General features: G+C 76.1%; 13 protein-coding genes. 7 read left to right on the top strand and 6 right to left on the bottom strand.

Annotated features, from left to right (window positions below):
* Nucleotides 1–64: 64 nt before the first annotated feature.
* Nucleotides 65–430: a 1,2-phenylacetyl-CoA epoxidase subunit PaaB gene (gene paaB, locus HL189_RS18630; RefSeq protein ID WP_369135217.1), complete on the bottom strand. Its 366-nt coding sequence runs from the start codon at nt 428–430 to the stop codon at nt 65–67.
* Nucleotides 427–1,392, bottom strand: a complete 966-nt coding sequence (gene paaA / locus HL189_RS18625; protein WP_369135216.1) for a 1,2-phenylacetyl-CoA epoxidase subunit PaaA — start codon at nt 1,390–1,392, stop codon at nt 427–429. Before paaA ends, paaB begins: the two co-directional genes overlap by 4 nt.
* Nucleotides 1,393–1,572: 180 nt before the next feature.
* Here paaA and paaK point away from each other — a divergent pair, with 180 nt between their 5' ends.
* The 3 genes from paaK (at nt 1,573) to HL189_RS18610 (ending at nt 4,636) form a co-directional block, all read left to right on the top strand.
* Complete coding sequence (gene paaK, locus HL189_RS18620) at nt 1,573–2,922, top strand: phenylacetate--CoA ligase PaaK (RefSeq protein ID WP_369135215.1); 1,350 nt, start codon at nt 1,573–1,575, stop codon at nt 2,920–2,922.
* A gap of 37 nt (nt 2,923–2,959) precedes the next feature.
* Nucleotides 2,960–3,571 carry a TetR/AcrR family transcriptional regulator gene (locus HL189_RS18615; protein WP_369135214.1) on the top strand — a complete coding sequence of 204 codons (612 nt, stop codon included), beginning with the start codon at nt 2,960–2,962 and terminating at the stop codon, nt 3,569–3,571.
* Between the two features lie 123 nt (nt 3,572–3,694).
* A complete protein-coding gene (locus HL189_RS18610) occupies nt 3,695–4,636 on the top strand; it encodes a hypothetical protein (protein ID WP_369135213.1) in 942 nt (313 codons plus the stop codon).
* A gap of 18 nt (nt 4,637–4,654) precedes the next feature.
* On the opposite strand, the gene HL189_RS18605 is transcribed toward HL189_RS18610, so the two are convergent.
* Entirely contained in the window at nt 4,655–5,722 is a 1,068-nt protein-coding gene (locus HL189_RS18605) for a Gfo/Idh/MocA family protein (protein ID WP_369135212.1), read from the bottom strand.
* A 57-nt stretch (nt 5,723–5,779) separates the two neighbouring features.
* On the opposite strand from HL189_RS18605, the gene HL189_RS18600 reads away from it, so the two are divergent.
* The 4 genes from HL189_RS18600 to HL189_RS18585 are packed head-to-tail and all read left to right on the top strand — an operon-like array spanning nt 5,780 to nt 9,818.
* Complete coding sequence (locus tag HL189_RS18600; RefSeq protein WP_369135211.1) at nt 5,780–6,622, top strand: NmrA family NAD(P)-binding protein; 843 nt, start codon at nt 5,780–5,782, stop codon at nt 6,620–6,622.
* 56 nt (nt 6,623–6,678) lie between these two features.
* Nucleotides 6,679–7,851 (top strand): low temperature requirement protein A, encoded by a 1,173-nt coding sequence (locus HL189_RS18595; RefSeq protein ID WP_369135210.1) that lies wholly within the window; start codon nt 6,679–6,681, stop codon nt 7,849–7,851.
* A gap of 24 nt (nt 7,852–7,875) precedes the next feature.
* Nucleotides 7,876–9,066, top strand: a complete 1,191-nt coding sequence (locus tag HL189_RS18590; RefSeq protein ID WP_369135209.1) for a pyridoxal phosphate-dependent aminotransferase — start codon at nt 7,876–7,878, stop codon at nt 9,064–9,066.
* On the top strand, nt 9,063–9,818 hold the full coding sequence (locus HL189_RS18585; RefSeq protein WP_369135208.1) for a nitrilase-related carbon-nitrogen hydrolase: 756 nt from the start codon (nt 9,063–9,065) through the stop codon (nt 9,816–9,818). Before HL189_RS18590 ends, HL189_RS18585 begins: the two co-directional genes overlap by 4 nt.
* A gap of 51 nt (nt 9,819–9,869) precedes the next feature.
* On the opposite strand, the gene HL189_RS18580 is transcribed toward HL189_RS18585, so the two are convergent.
* The 3 genes from HL189_RS18580 to HL189_RS18570 are packed head-to-tail and all read right to left on the bottom strand — an operon-like array spanning nt 9,870 to nt 14,409.
* Nucleotides 9,870–10,832 carry an NAD-dependent epimerase/dehydratase family protein gene (locus HL189_RS18580; protein ID WP_369135207.1) on the bottom strand — a complete coding sequence of 321 codons (963 nt, stop codon included), beginning with the start codon at nt 10,830–10,832 and terminating at the stop codon, nt 9,870–9,872.
* Nucleotides 10,829–13,387 (bottom strand): alpha/beta fold hydrolase, encoded by a 2,559-nt coding sequence (locus HL189_RS18575; RefSeq protein ID WP_369135206.1) that lies wholly within the window; start codon nt 13,385–13,387, stop codon nt 10,829–10,831. Before HL189_RS18575 ends, HL189_RS18580 begins: the two co-directional genes overlap by 4 nt.
* Complete coding sequence (locus tag HL189_RS18570) at nt 13,384–14,409, bottom strand: 3-oxoacyl-ACP synthase III (RefSeq protein WP_369135205.1); 1,026 nt, start codon at nt 14,407–14,409, stop codon at nt 13,384–13,386. The genes HL189_RS18575 and HL189_RS18570 overlap by 4 nt, the downstream gene beginning before the upstream one ends.
* Nucleotides 14,410–14,477: the final 68 nt, after the last annotated feature.

Raw genomic sequence — 14,477 nt, 5'->3', positions numbered from 1 at the left:
CTCTCAGGGCCCCGTCCTCCGAGGTACGAGGAGGGTGGGGGGAGAGGGGGTCCTTCTGGGGGTCCTACATGTGGGGGACGTCGTCCGGGATCTCGTAGAACGTCGGGTGGCGGTAGACCTTGTCGCCGCTCGGGGCGAACAGCGGGTCCTTCTCGTCCGGGCTGGACGCGGTGATGTCCGCGGCCCGGACGACCCAGATGCTCACGCCCTCGTTGCGCCGGGTGTAGAGGTCGCGGGCGGCGTCGACCGCCATCTCGGCGTCGGGCGCGTGCAGCGAGCCGACGTGCACGTGGTTGAGGCCGCGCTTGCCGCGCACGAACACCTCGTACAGCGGCCAGTCCCGGCGCACCGCCGACCGCCGGGTCTGCACCGGCACCTCAGGTCCGGTGGGGACGGCGCCGTGGCCGCCCTCGGCCGTCACGTCGGTCATGCCGCCGTCCCCGCGTGCTTGGCCGCGTAGGCGGTGGCGGCCTCGGTGACCCAGGCGTTGTCGTCGCGGGCCGCGCGGCGGCGGCGGATCCGCTCGTCGTTCATGGGGCCGCCCCCGGCGAGCACCCGCTTGAACTCGTCCCAGTCGATCGCGCCGAACCGGTGCCGGCCGGTGGCCGGGTCCAGCGCCAGCTCGGGGTCCGGCAGCGTCACGCCGAGCACCTCCGCCTGCGGCACGGTCATGTCCACGAACCGCTGGCGCAGCTCGTCGTTGCTGTGCCGCTTGATCCCCCAGGCCATCGACTGCGCCGAGTTGGGGCTGTCGGCGTCCGGCGGGCCGAACATCATCAGCGAGGGCCACCACCACCGGTCGACGGCGTCCTGCACCATCGCCCGCTGCTCGGGGGTGCCGCGCATCATCGTCAGCAGCAGCTCGTAGCCCTGCCGCTGGTGGAACGACTCCTCCTTGCAGATCCGGATCATCGCCCGGGCGTAGGGCCCGTAGCTGGACCGGCACAGCGGCACCTGGTTGCAGATCGCCGCGCCGTCGACCAGCCAGCCGATCACCCCGACGTCGGCGTAGCTGAGCGTCGGGTAGTTGAAGATGGAGCTGTACTTCTGCTTCCGCTCGATCAGCTTGTCGGTCAGGTCGGCCCGGTCGGCGCCGAGGGTCTCCGCCGCCGAGTAGAGGTAGAGCCCGTGCCCGGCCTCGTCCTGCACCTTCGCCAGCAGGATGGCCTTGCGCCGCAGGCTGGGCGCGGCCAGCAGCCAGTCGCCCTCGGGCTGCATCCCGATGATCTCCGAGTGCGCGTGCTGCGCGATCTGCCGGATGAGGGTCTTCCGGTAGCCCTCCGGCATCCAGTCGCGCGGTTCGACCCGGTGGTCGGCCGCGATGGTCGCGTCGAAGTGGGCCTGCAGGGCGGCCTCGTCCGGTGCGGTGCGCTCCAGGGTGGGTGCGGGCACGGGTCCTCCGTCGATCGAGACTGACCGTCCGGTCAGTAACGAGTGTGCCGGGCGGGACGGCGCCGGGGCAAGGCGCGCTTGATAGTGTTCCCCAGGCCCGGTCGGATGACCGACCAACCGGTCGACACCGGTACCGAGCCGCAGGCGGGCGAGGCAGCCCGCGGGACGACGGAGGCAGCCGTGACCACCCCCACCGCCGCGGACCGGGCGGTCACCCGCCGCCTGGGCGAGGCCCCGGCGCCGCGCTCCCTCGACCCCGACGAGCGGATGGGCGTCGACGAGCTGCGCGCCCTCCAGCTGGAGCGGCTGAGGTGGTCGCTGCGGCACGCCTACGACCACGTGCCGCACCACCGGCACGCCTTCGACGCGGCGGGGGTGCACCCCGACGACTGCCGGTCGCTGGCCGACCTGGTCCGCTTCCCGCTCACCTCGAAGGCCGACCTGCGGGACAACTACCCGTTCGGCATGTTCGCCGTGCCGCGCGACCAGGTCCGCCGGGTGCACGCGTCCTCGGGCACCACCGGCCGGCCCACGGTCGTCGGTTACACCGGGCACGACCTCGACACCTGGGCGCGGCTCGTGGCGCGCTCCATCCGGGCGGCCGGCGGGCGGCCCGGCGACGTGCTGCACAACGCCTACGGCTACGGGCTGTTCACCGGGGGGCTCGGCGCGCACTACGGCGCGGAGGAGCTCGGCTGCACCGTCGTCCCGGTCTCGGGCGGCATGACCCCGCGGCAGGTGCAGCTGATCAACGACTTCCGGCCGCGGGTGATCATGGTGACGCCGAGCTACATGCTCGCCCTCATCGACGAGTTCGAGCGGCAGGGGATCGACCCCCGGAGCACCTCGCTGGAGATCGGCATCTTCGGCGCGGAGCCCTGGACCGAGCAGATGCGCCAGGAGATCGAGGAGCGCCTGGACCTGCACGCCGTCGACGTCTACGGGCTGTCGGAGGTGATGGGCCCGGGGGTGGCCCAGGAGTGCGTGGAGACCAAGGACGGGCTGCACGTCTGGGAGGACCACTTCTACCCGGAGGTGGTCGACCCGGTCACCGGCGAGGTGCTGCCGGACGGCGAGGAGGGCGAGCTGGTGTTCACCTCGCTCACCAAGCAGGCGATGCCCGTCGTCCGCTACCGCACCCGTGACCTCACCCGGCTGCTGCCGGGCACCGCGCGGCCGGCGATGCGGCGGATGCAGAAGGTCACCGGCCGCACCGACGACATGATCATCCTGCGCGGGGTCAACCTCTTCCCGACCCAGGTCGAGGAGGTCGTGCTGCGCACCCCGGGGCTCTCGCCGCACTTCTCCCTCGAGCTGACCACCCGCGGCCGGCTCGACCACCTCACCGTGCACGTCGAGGCGCGGCCGGACTGCCCGGCGGCGCGGCGCGGCCCGGCCGCCGCGGAGGTCGCGCAGGGGGTCAAGGACGTCGTGGGCACCAGCGTCGAGGTGCAGGTCGTGGACCCGGAGACGCTGGCGCGGTCGATGGGGAAGCTCCAGCGCCTGGTGGACAACCGGGACCACCGGTGACGGCCGTGCCGGCCGGCACGGTCATCGGGGGGCGGGCATGACCGCCACCCAGAACGGCGCCCCCGCCCGGCGGGGGCGGCCCGGGCACTCGGTGGAGTCGCTGCTGGGGGTCGCCGTGGCGGTCTTCAACGAGCGCGGCTACGAGGCCACCAGCATGGACGAGCTGGCCGTCCGGCTCGGCGTCACCAAGTCCGCGATCTACCACCACGTGCCGAGCAAGGTGGAGCTGCTGCGGCTGGCCCTGGACCGGGCGCTGGACGCGCTGTTCGCCGTCACCGAGCACCCGGCGGCCACCGCGGGGCGGGCGATCGACCGGCTGGAGCACGTGGTGCGGGCCTCGATCGGCGTCCTCGCCGCGGAACTGCCCTACGTCACCCTCCTGCTGCGGGTGCGCGGCAACTCCGAGGTCGAGCGCAGCGCCCTGCAGCGCCGCCGCGAGTTCGACCGGTTCGTCACCGCGCTGGTGCGGGCCGCCGAGCACGAGGGCGACGTGCGCCCCGACGTCGATCCGGCGGTGACCAGCCGGCTGCTGTTCGGCACGGTCAACTCGCTCACCGAGTGGTACCGCCCCGGCGGCGGGCTGTCCGCCGACGACCTCGCCGACTCCGTGGTCACCGTGCTGTTCACCGGTCTGCGCACCCGATCCTGAGCCGACGCGCCCCGGCGACGCGCCCTGGCGACGCGCCGGGGAACGGGCGGCCGGGGCGCGGATGCCTGGCGCGCGGGCCCCGGCGCGGCCACCCTGTCCGGACCAGCGTGCAGGGGGAGATCCATGTCGGCAGCGCCGGAAGTCATCGTCGAGGGCAACACCGCCGCCCCGGAGGTCGCCCGCCAGGACGACGTCCCGCCCGGGCCGCCGCCCGACGGCCCGCCCGGCCCCGCCCCGGTGCCGCCCCGGCGGCCCAACCTGCGGGGCGACCTGGAGACGGTGCTGCAGCCCGAGCCGATGTTCCGGCTGCACGTCCGCGGCTACGACCGGCTGCAGGTCGACAACTACGTGGACTGGGCGGAGTCCGAGCTGCGCACCGTCCGGCGCACCTGCGACGACCTGGCCGCCCGGTTCGCCGCCTGCTGGGCCGAGCTGCGCCGCACCCGGGAGGAGCTGCGGCGCTCGACGGCCGGGCGCGAGGCGCTGCTGCTGTCCGAGCGGGTCGGCCGGATCCTGCAGGTCGTCGCCGAGGAGGCGGAGGCCGGGGCCGCCGCCCGGGCCGCCGAGGCCGACGCGCTGCTGGAGGAGGCGCGCGGGGCGGCGGCGGCCACGCTGCAACGGGCCCGCGAGCGGGAGGCGGCGGCGGTGGCCGCGCACGAGCGGGCCGAGGAACTGCTCGCGCAAGCCGGGGAGGTCGTGGAGCGGGCGCACGCGGACGCGGCCGCGGTGGCCGAGCAGGCCGCCGTCGAGCGGCGCCGGCTGGACCAGGCGGCGGCCCGGGCGCGCCGGGCGGCGGACGAGCAGGCCGCCCGCCGGCGGACCGAGCTCGACCGGGAGGCGCGGGACCGCCGGGAGCAGCTGGCCGCCGCGGCCGCCGCCGAGGTGGCGGCGGTGCGGGGGGAGCTGGCCGGGCTGGAGCGCCGCAAGGCCGAGACCGAGGCGTCGCTGCGGCGGCTGACCGACCAGATCGGCTCGGCGCTCGCGTCGCTGGCCAGCAGCCTGCCCGAGGACCTGCCCGTCCCGGTGGTGGCCACCGGCCGGCACGGGGAGCGCCTGCCCGGCTGACCGGTCGCGGCCCGGCGGTCAGTGGTCGTTCGGGTAGACCACCCCGAGCTGACCGCGGATCCCGTCGAACAACCGGACCGTGGCCAGCGAGTCCTCCAGCGGCATGGTGGGGCTCTCGGTCAGCCCCTGCTGGACGCACCGGGTCACCTCGCGCAGCTCGAACGGGTAGCCCTCGCCGATGACCGGGAACGTCTCGGTGCGGACGGCGGCGTCCCCGGCCTGCACGTCGAGCCGGGTGGGCCGCCAGACCGTGTCGGGGCCGTCGGAGCGGATCCAGCCGTCGCTGCCGCAGATCAGCGCGGTGTGCGGGGAACGGGCCACCAGCGACGTGGTGAGCTGCGCCTGCGCGCCGGAGGCGTACTGCAGGGTGATCGCGTTCTGCGCGTCCACGCCCTGCTCGGTGAGCGTCGCCACCGCCGTCACCGAGTCGGGCCGGCCGAGGGTGCCCCACGCCCACAGCAGCGGGTAGACGGCGAGGTCGAGCAGCGCGCCACCGCCGTCGGCCCGCGCCCAGATCCGGGCGGTCGGGTCGGCCGGGGCGGGGAACCCGGTCTCCGCCGCGACCCAGCGGACCTCGCCGATCTCGCCGGAGGCGGCGATCTCGAACGCCCGCTGCATCGCCGGCTGGAACCGGGTCCAGACCGCCTCCATCAGGAAGAGCCCCTGCTCCCGCGCCAGCGCGATGACGTCCTCGGCCTCCCGGGCGTTGACCGTCAGCGGCTTCTCGCACAGCACGTGCTTGCCCGCGAGCAGCGCCGCCCGGGTCACGGCGGCGTGCTGGGCGTGCGGGGTGCCGACGTACACGACGTCGACCGACGGGTCGGCGACCAGCGCCTCGATGCCGGTGCGCCCCTCCTCGTCCGCGTACCAGGACGCAGCGCCGAACCGCTCGGCGAACGCCCGGGCCCGGCCGGCGTCCCGGGAACTGACCGCCTGCAGCACCACGTCGGGCAGCAGGACCAGGTCCGCGGTGACCTTCGCGGCGATGGTGCCGGTCGCCACGACGCCCCAGCGGACCGGCCGCCCCGTGGGCGCGAGCGGATCGGCGTCGAGGAGCGCAGGGCGGGCGATGAGCGGCGCGGTCATGCCGGGCAGGCTAGGCGGGCGACCGCGCTGGCGCACCCGCCGACCCAGGAGCCGCCCATGACCACCACCCCGATCGCCGTCACCGGCTCGACCGGCCGGCTGGGCGGGCGGGTCGCCGCCCGGCTGGCCGCGGCCGGGGTCGCCCAGCGGCTGCTCGTGCGCGACCCGGCCCGGGCACCACGGCTGCCCGGGGCGAGCGCCGTCGTCGCGTCCTACGCCGACGGCGAGGCGGTGCGGCGCGCGCTGGACGGCGTCGCCACGGCGCTCATGGTGTCGGCCGCGGAGGCCCCCGACCGGGTCGACGCGCACCGCACCTTCGTCGACGCCGCCGCGGCCGCCGGCGTCCGGCACCTCGTGTACGTGTCGTTCACCGGCGCGGCCCCGGACGCCACCTTCACCCTCGCCCGCGACCACTGGGCGACCGAGCAGCACATCCGCCACCGCCTGCCCGCCGCGACGTTCCTGCGCGACGCCCTGTGCAGCGACTTCCTCCCCGCCATGGTCGGCGCGGACGGCGTGATCCGCGGCCCGGCCGGGGACGGCCGGGCCGCCGCGGTGGCCCAGGACGACGTCGCCGACGTGGCCGCCGCCGTCCTGCGGGCACCGGCCGGCCATGCGGGGGCGACCTACGACCTCACCGGCCCGGAGGCGCTGACCCTCACCGAGGTGGCCGCGACGCTCACCGCGGTCACCGGGCGCCGGGTCACCTACCACCCGGAGACGGTCGAGGAGGCGTACGCGTCCCGGGCCGGCCACGGCGCCCCGGCCTGGCAGGTGGACGCCTGGGTGTCCACCTACACCGCGATCGCCGCGGGGGAGATGGCCGCCGTCAGCACGGCGGTCGCCGACCTCACCGGGCACCCGGCGACCCCGCTGTCCGAGGTGCTTCGGGTCGGCTGAGCGGGTACGGCAGGGCGATGGCCGACCGGAGCGCTGTCCGCAGGACCCTCCACGCGGTGGGCTCGGTCGGGCTGGTGCGGCCACCGAGCCTGAAGACAGACGAGGACCGGTCGGCGTCCCGGCTGGAGCTGTTCTTCGACCTGGCCTTCGTGCTCGTCGTCGCCGAGTTGGCTTCCGCCCTCCGCGAGGACGTCTCCGCTCATGGGGTGGCGGTCTTCGCCGGCCTGTTCGCGACCGTCTGGTGGGCCTGGGTCAGCTCCACGCTGTACGCCAACCGCTTCGACCACGACGACGTCGTCTTCCGGCTGTACAAGCTGGCAAGCATGGCCGCGGTGATCGGGCTGGCGGCCACGGCGTCGGAGGCCACCGGCGAGCGGCTCGGCCTGTTCGCCGCGTGCCAGGTCCTGCTCAGGGTGGTCCTGGTGCTGCAGTACGCCCGGGTGCACCGGCACGTCGAGGAGGCGCGGCCACTGGCCCGCACGTACCTGGTGGCGCTCGTCGTCGGCGGCCTGCTGTGGGCGGTGTCCATCGCCGTCCCAGCGCCCGTCTGCTTCGTCCTCTGGGGGCTGGCCGTCGCGGTCGAGGTGGCTGCGCCGCTGCGGGCCACCGAGACGTCGGCCGCCGTCCCGCTGCACATGGAGCACCTGCCGGAGCGGTTCGGGCTGTTCGTCATCCTGGTGCTCGGCGAGTCCATAGCCTCGGTGGCGCACGGCCTGTACGAGGCCCACTGGACGGCGGAGGCGGTGGCCGTCGGGGCGGTGTCCTTCGTGCTCGCCGCCGCGCTGTGGTGGAGCCACTTCGACCTCGCGGGTGCCGGCGCCAAGCGGCTGCTCGCCGAGGCCGGTGACGAGCGCAGCGTGCGGGCCCACGACGTGTTCATCTTCGGGCAGCTGCCCATCGCCCTGGCCCTGGCCGGGATCGGCGCCGGGATCCAGCTCGCCGTGCTGGAGAGCGGGCAGGGCGACGTGCCCCTGGTCACCCGCGTGCTGCTGGCCGGTGGGGTGGCGCTGTACCTGGCGTCGGTCAGCGTGCGGAACACCGGCATGGCCACGGGCGGCAGCCGCGGGTGGTTGTGGCCGCTGCTCGCCGCGGCCATCGCGGCGCTGGACGTCCTGACCGAGCTCCCGGCGGTGGTGGTCGTGGGCGCGCTTGCCGCGCTGATGATCGCTGTGGTCGTCGTCGGCACCGTGCAGCGGGCGACCGGCGACCTGGAGGTCGAAGAGGTCTGAGACCCCGGGGTGCAGGATGACGGCGTGACACGCGCGCCCTACCTGTCGTCGCGACTGCAGGGCTTCGGGACGACGGTGTTCGCCGAGATGAGCGCCCTCGCCGTCGCCACCGGGTCGATCAACCTCGGCCAGGGCTTCCCCGACGAGCCGGGCCCGGCCGAGGTGCTCGACGTCGCCCGGGCCGCGATCGGCACCGGGCACGACCAGTACCCACCGGGACCGGGCCTGCCGGAGCTGCGCACCGCGATCGCAGAGCACCAGCTGCGCTTCCGCGGGCTGTCCTACGACCCGGACGTCGAGGTGCTGGTCACCGCGGGGGCCACCGAGGCGCTCACCGCCGCCATGCTGGCGCTGCTCGACCCCGGCGACGAGGTCGTGCTGTTCGAGCCGATGTACGACTGCTACGCCGCCGCGGTGGCGATGGCCGGCGGGGTGCCGCGGCCGGTGCCGCTGCGCCCGCCGCCGCCCGGGGACGCCGGCCCGTGGACCTTCGACGAGGCCGAGCTGCGCGCCGCGGTGACCCCGCGCGCCCGGCTGCTGCTGCTCAACACCCCGCACAACCCCACCGGCAAGGTCTTCACCGGCGCCGAGCTCGCCCTGCTCGCCGAGGTGGCGACCGGCGCGGACCTGCTCGTCCTCACCGACGAGGTCTACGAGCACCTGGTCTTCGGCGGGGCCGAGCACGTCTCGATCGCCACCCTGCCGGGCATGCGGCAGCGCACGCTGGTGGTGAGCAGCGGCGGCAAGACGTTCAACACCACCGGCTGGAAGATCGGGTGGATGTGCGCCCCGGCGCCGCTGGTGTCCGCCGTCCGCACCGCCAAGCAGTTCCTCACCTACGTCAACGGCGGGCCGTTCCAGCCGGCGATCGCCGCCGGCCTGCGGCTGCCCGACACCTACTTCACCGGCATCGCCCGCGACCTGGAGCGCAAGCGGGACCTGCTCGTCGCCGGGCTGACGGCGGCCGGGCTGCCGGTGGTCAGCCCGCAGGCGACCTACTTCGCCACCGTCGACGTCCGCCCGGTGCAGCCCGACGGGGACGGCTGGGCGTTCTGCCGGTCGCTGCCCGAGCGTGCCGGGGTGGTGGGGATCCCGACCGTGGTGTTCTACGACCCGGCGGACGCCGACCTGGGCCGGCACCTGGTCCGGTTCGCCTTCTGCAAGACCGACGACGTGCTCGCCGAGGCGGCGCAGCGGCTGGGGAGGATGCGATGAGGATCGCGGCGGTGCAGCACGACATCGTCTGGGAGGACCGCGCGGCGAACTTCGAGCGGCTCGCCCCGCAGGTGGCCCGGGCGGTGGGCGCCGGGGCGGAGCTCGTCCTGCTGACCGAGACCTTCTCCACCGGGTTCTCGATGACCCCGGGCATCGGCGAGCCCGAGGGTGGCCCGTCGTCGCAGTTCCTCGCCGCCCAGGCGGAGGAGCACGGCGTGTGGGTGGCCGGCACCTGCCCCGAGACCGCGGACGACGGCGAGCTGCCCTACAACTCGTTCGTCCTGGCCGGCCCGGACGGCACCACCCACCGGTACCGCAAGCTGCACCCGTTCGCCGACGAGCGCGACCGCTTCCGGCCGGGCACCGGCCCGGTGACCCTGGAGGTCGGCGGCCTGCGGATCACCCCGTTCATCTGCTACGACCTGCGCTTCGCCAACGTCTTCTGGAACGCCGCCGCCGGCACCGACCTCTACCTGGTGCCGGCCAACTGGCCCAGCCCGCGGCGGCACCACTGGCAGGCGCTGCTGCAGGCCCGCGCCATCGAGAACCAGGCCTACGTGGTCGGCTGCAACCGGGTGGGCACGGCCGGGGACGGCACCCCGCACGCCGGGGACAGCCGCATCGTCAGCCCGGCGGGGGAGCTGCTCGCGACGGCGTCCGGCACCGAGACGATCGTGCTGTCCGACGTCGACCCGGCCGAGGTGGCCGCCACCCGCGAGCGGTACCCCTTCCTCGCCGACCGGCGGGACTGACCAGCCCTCCGTCAGAGCGGCCGAAGTCGCGACTTCGGCCGAAGGGGGCTCTCAGGGGGTGGCGTACCAGGCGGCCAGGCGGGCGAAGCCCTCGTCCAGCGGCACCTCCGGCCGCCAGCGCAGCGCCTCACGGGTGCGGCGCTGGTCGAACCAGTGGGCGGTGGCCAGCTGCTCGGCGAGGAAGCGGGTCAGCGGGGGAGTGCTGCGCCGTCCGGTCGCCGTCCAGACGCCCTCGACCACCGCGCCGGCCGCCCAGGCGACCGGGAACGGCAGGTGCCGGCGCGGGCCCGGGACGCCGGCGGCCGCGCACAGCCGGGCGAGCACCTCGGCCACCGGCCGCGGCTCGCCGTTGGACACCACCAGCGCCTCACCGTGCGCCGCGCTGTAGACGGCCGCGACCAGCGCCGTGGCGGCGTTGTCGACGTACGTCGTGTCGATCAGTGCCGCCCCGGTCCCGAGCACCGGCAGCCGCCCGGCCCGCGCCCGGGTGACGATCCGCTCGACCAGCTGCGTGTCGCCGGGCCCCCAGACCAGGTGCGGGCGCACCGCGAGCACCGCCAGGGCGGGGGAGTCGGCGGCCAGCGCCAGCCGCTCGGCCAGCGCCTTGGACTGGGCGTAGTTGCCGCGGGCGGCGGCCGGGTCGGCCGGCTCGGCCCCGACGCCGGTCAGCGCCGCGCCGGCGTGCGCGACCGAGGGGGAGGAGACGTGCACCAGCCGGGGCACCCCGGCCGCGCGGCAGGCGCCGACCACGGTCCGGGTGCCGACCACGTTGGCCCGGGCGTACTCGGGCCACGGGCCGACGACGTCGACCTTGGCGGCCAGGTGCAGGACGGCGTCCTGCCCGGCGGCCGCCCGCTGCACGGCGCCGGGGTCGGCGACGTCGCCCAGCACCTCCCGGCACGGCAGCCCGGCCGGGCGGCGCTGCAGCACCGTCACCTCGTCACCGCGCGCCAGCAGCGCGTGCGCGGTGGCCCGGCCGAGCATCCCGCTGGCGCCGGTGACCAGCACCCTCACCGGCGACGCGCGGGACCGCGGGAGCCGGCGAGCAGCCGGGCGGCGCGCCGCGCGACCGCCGTCCGGTCCACCTTCGACTGGTGGCGCACGTCGACCGGCAGCCGGTCGGTGACCAGCACGGCCGCGACCTCGGTGCCCGCGGCGGTCCGGACGGCGTCGGCCAGCTCCGGCGCCGCGGGGGCGAGCGACCTCCGCCGACCCGGCCGGTCCGGGACGACGACCACCACGACCGCCTGCGCGCCCGCCGGACCCACCCCGACCACCGCGGCGGCGGCGACGCCGTCCAGCTGCTCCACCCGCTGCTCGACGCCGACCGGGGTGACCACGCCGTCCGCCGTGGGGACCACGTGCGGCAGCCGGCCCTCGACCCACAACCGGCCGGCGGCGTCCAGGTGGCCGACGTCGCCGGTGCGGTGCCAGCCCGGGTCGCGGGAGGCGGCCCGCTCGGTGGCCCACAGCGCGTCGTACCGGTCCTTGACGTGGGCGGCGCGGACGCAGACCTCGCCGGTCACCCCGGGGGAGCCGGTGAGGGCGCCGTCGGCCGCGCCGGAGGGCGACAGCGGGCTGATCCGCACCGCCACCCCGGGCAGCGGCCGACCCACGCAGACCCCGTCGCCGGCGCCGGCGGCCTCGATCTCCTCCAGGAAGACGTCGGTGACCGGCAGCGCCTCGGTCATCCCGTAGGGCGTGTGCATCTCCGCGGCGGGCAGCACGCCGCGCAGCCGCCGCAGCAGCGCGGCCGGCACCGGCGCGCCGGCGGACATGAGCAGCCGGACGCCGGCCAGCGCCGTCCGCTGCTCGGTGGTCAGCACGCCGGCGGTCGCGGCCACCCGGCGCAGCGCCGCGGGCGCGGCGAAGACGACGGTCGCGTCGACCGCCCGCACCGCGTCCGCGAGCCGGGCCGCGGTGAGCGAGCCCGGGGCGGTCACGTCGACGTCGGGCACCGAGGAGGCGACGCCCAGCCCCGGGCCGAGGACGGCGAACGGCGCGAACGCGGCCACGAACCGGTCGGCGGCGGTCAGCCCGTAGGCGCCGCGCACCAGCGCGAGCTGCGCGGCCACCTGCCCCTGCGTGTAGACGACGCCCTTGGCCGGGCCGGTGGCGCCGGAGGTGAACAGCACGGCACGGTCGTCGCCGGCCGAGGACTCGTCGGGTGCCGGCCCGGCGGCCCGGCCGAGCTCCGCGAGCTCGGTGAGGTCGTGCGCGACCCCCAGCGCCCGGCGGGCCGCGCCGGGCAGCCGGCCGGCGGCGAACCGCCGGCCGGGCAGGCCCATCAGCCGGGCGGCGGCCAGGCCCTGCGGGCTGCCGATCACCGCGTCCAGGGACGCGCCGCGCAGCGCCCGCCGCATGCCGGGCAGGCCGAGCCCGCGATCCACGACGACGATCACGCCGCCGGCCCGCCACACCGCGTAGACCGCCGCGGTGAGGTCCGCGGACGGCTCGACCAGCAGCCCGACGCGCTGCCCGGGCCGCAGCCCCGCGGCGCGCAGCCCGGCGGCGAGGTCCTCCACCCGCCGGTGCAGCTCGGCCCAGCTCACCGTGCCGCCGCCGACCTCGACGACGGCGGGCGACGGGTCGTCCGCCCGGGCGGCCAGCGCGGACCACGGGCGCTCGGCCGTGCCGGCCGCGGGCTCGGGCGCTGGGGGTGCAGCCTCCAGGTCGGTGACCCACTCGGCCACCGCACGGGCGTACTGCGGCGCGTCCTCGGGCAGCAGGTGCGACGCGCCCTCGTACCGGTGCAGCGCCGCGTGCGGCATCCGCTGCCGCAGGTCGTCGAGGTACCGCTGGCCGAACACCGGGTCGCGCGGGCCCCACAGCAGCAGTGCCGGGACGTCCAGGGAGCGGATGCCCTCGGCGACCGCCTCCTGCCGGGCCCGGGACGGGTGGTCGCGGCGGAACGGGATGTCGGCGACGAAGTCCCCGACCGCGCGCCGCCGGTCCCGGCCGGCGTACGGCGCGGCGAAGGCGTTCCGGACGGCGGCGGGCAGCGGCGGCCAGGACAGCGCCGTGGTGGCCCGGACGAAGACGGGGGTCCCGACCGTGACCGCGGCCCGCACGCCCGGGGCGTTCGCCAGCCGGATGAGCGCCGGACCGAGGTCGCCGTCGGGCATCGCGACCGCGGTGTTCGCCAGCACCACGCCGCGCAGCTGGTCGCGGTGCGCCAGCGCCCAGCCCAGCGAGACGACACCGCCCCAGTCGTGCCCCACGGTGACCACCGGGCCGGTGATGCCCAGGGCGGCGGTGAGGTCGCCGAGGTCGTCGATCCGCTCGGCGAGCGCGCGCGGCGCGGGCAGCCGGTCGGAGAAGCCCATGCCGAGCTGGTCGGGGGCGACGACCCGCCAGCCGGGCGGGGCGGCGGCGACCAGCCGCCGCCACAGGTAGGACCAGGTCGGGTTGCCGTGGACGCACAGCAGGGTGCCGACCGGGTCGCGGACGCCGTTGTCGAGCAGGTGCCAGGTGTGCTTCGCCCCGGTGGCGTCGGCGACGACGACGGTGCGCGACCAGGCGGGGTCCACGCCGGGCAGGCCGGCCGGGAGGAGGGGAGCGGAGGTCACCAGGCGATCTCGAGGCAGGAGGCGTTCAGGCCGGACCCGATGCCCATGAGCAGCACCCGGTCGCCGTCGGCCAGCGCGTCGGCCCGGCTGGCCAGGGTGAACGGCACCGACGCCGGGCCGAGGTTGCCGCGCGTCGGGAAGGTCATCGGCACCCGGCCGGGGTCGATGCCCAGCCGCTCGCACATCGCCGCGGTGTGCACCTTCGACACCTGGTGTACGACGTAGTGGTCCATGCCCCGCGACCAGTCGAACTCCGCGGACGCCTCGGCCCACATGTCCTCGGTCAGCTGCAGCCCCGCGTCGAGCAGGCCCTTGAGGTCGGTGCGCATCACGTCGTTGTCGCCGACGCACAGCTCGTGGTGCTCGGTGCCGGCCCGGGTCACCGAGGCGACCAGCCGGTGGCCCTCGGGGTGCCGGTCGGCGCGCCCCAGCACCATCGCCGCGGCGCCGCAGCCGAGCGTGAGGGTGGCGAACTGCGCGAGCACGTCCTTCGACGTCGTCTCCCCGCTCTGCAGCCGGGCGATCGTCTGCTCCTGCACGGGCCGGGCGTCCTCGCCGTCCACCACGAGCGCGTAGTCGATCAGCCCGGAGTCGATCATCGCCCCGGCCAGCCCCATGCCGTTGACGAAGCCGAGGCAGGCGTTGGTGATGTCGAAGTTCTGGCAGGAGCTGGGCAGGCCCAGGGCCGCGTGCACCGCCACCGCGGTGGACGGCTCGAGCCACCTGCGGCTGACCGAGGTGTTCACCATCAGGCCGATCTGCTGCGGGTCGACGCCGCTCTCGCTGATCGCCTTGGCCCCCGCCGTGGCCGCCCCGTCGACGAACGTGACCCCGTCGGCCCACCACCGGCGCTCCTCGATGCCGGCCAGCCGCTGCAGCAGACCCGGCCGCAGGCCCACGCGCCGGTAGGTGTCGGTGAGCTGCGCGTCGAAGTCGGCCGAGGTCACCACCTGGGTGGCGTCCACGGTCTGGACGGCGAGGATCGAGGTGTTGGTGAACCGGTGGGTCGCGTTGCCGCTCATGCAGTGTCCAAGTCCGAGGGGAGCCGGCTCCAGGGGGATCGCGCACCGGCCGGATCGGACAGGCGCTA

The organism is Modestobacter sp. I12A-02662, from assembly GCF_041028325.1.
GTDB lineage: Bacteria > Actinomycetota > Actinomycetes > Mycobacteriales > Geodermatophilaceae > Modestobacter.
Note: the sequence above shows the minus strand (reverse complement) of the source record. Positions and strands in the feature narration are given on the sequence as shown.

Bases quoted from the DNA above. Each gene is read 5' to 3' on its own strand.
- paaB (WP_369135217.1), bottom strand. From the start codon at position 430: ATGACCGACGTGACGGCCGAGGGCGGCCACGGCGCCGTCCCCACCGGA.
- HL189_RS18615 (WP_369135214.1), top strand. From the start codon at position 2,960: ATGACCGCCACCCAGAACGGCGCCCCCGCCCGGCGGGGGCGGCCCGGG.
- HL189_RS18610 (WP_369135213.1), top strand. From the start codon at position 3,695: ATGTCGGCAGCGCCGGAAGTCATCGTCGAGGGCAACACCGCCGCCCCG.
- HL189_RS18605 (WP_369135212.1), bottom strand. From the start codon at position 5,722: ATGACCGCGCCGCTCATCGCCCGCCCTGCGCTCCTCGACGCCGATCCG.
- HL189_RS18600 (WP_369135211.1), top strand. From the start codon at position 5,780: ATGACCACCACCCCGATCGCCGTCACCGGCTCGACCGGCCGGCTGGGC.
- HL189_RS18585 (WP_369135208.1), top strand. From the start codon at position 9,063: ATGAGGATCGCGGCGGTGCAGCACGACATCGTCTGGGAGGACCGCGCG.
- HL189_RS18570 (WP_369135205.1), bottom strand. From the start codon at position 14,409: ATGAGCGGCAACGCGACCCACCGGTTCACCAACACCTCGATCCTCGCC.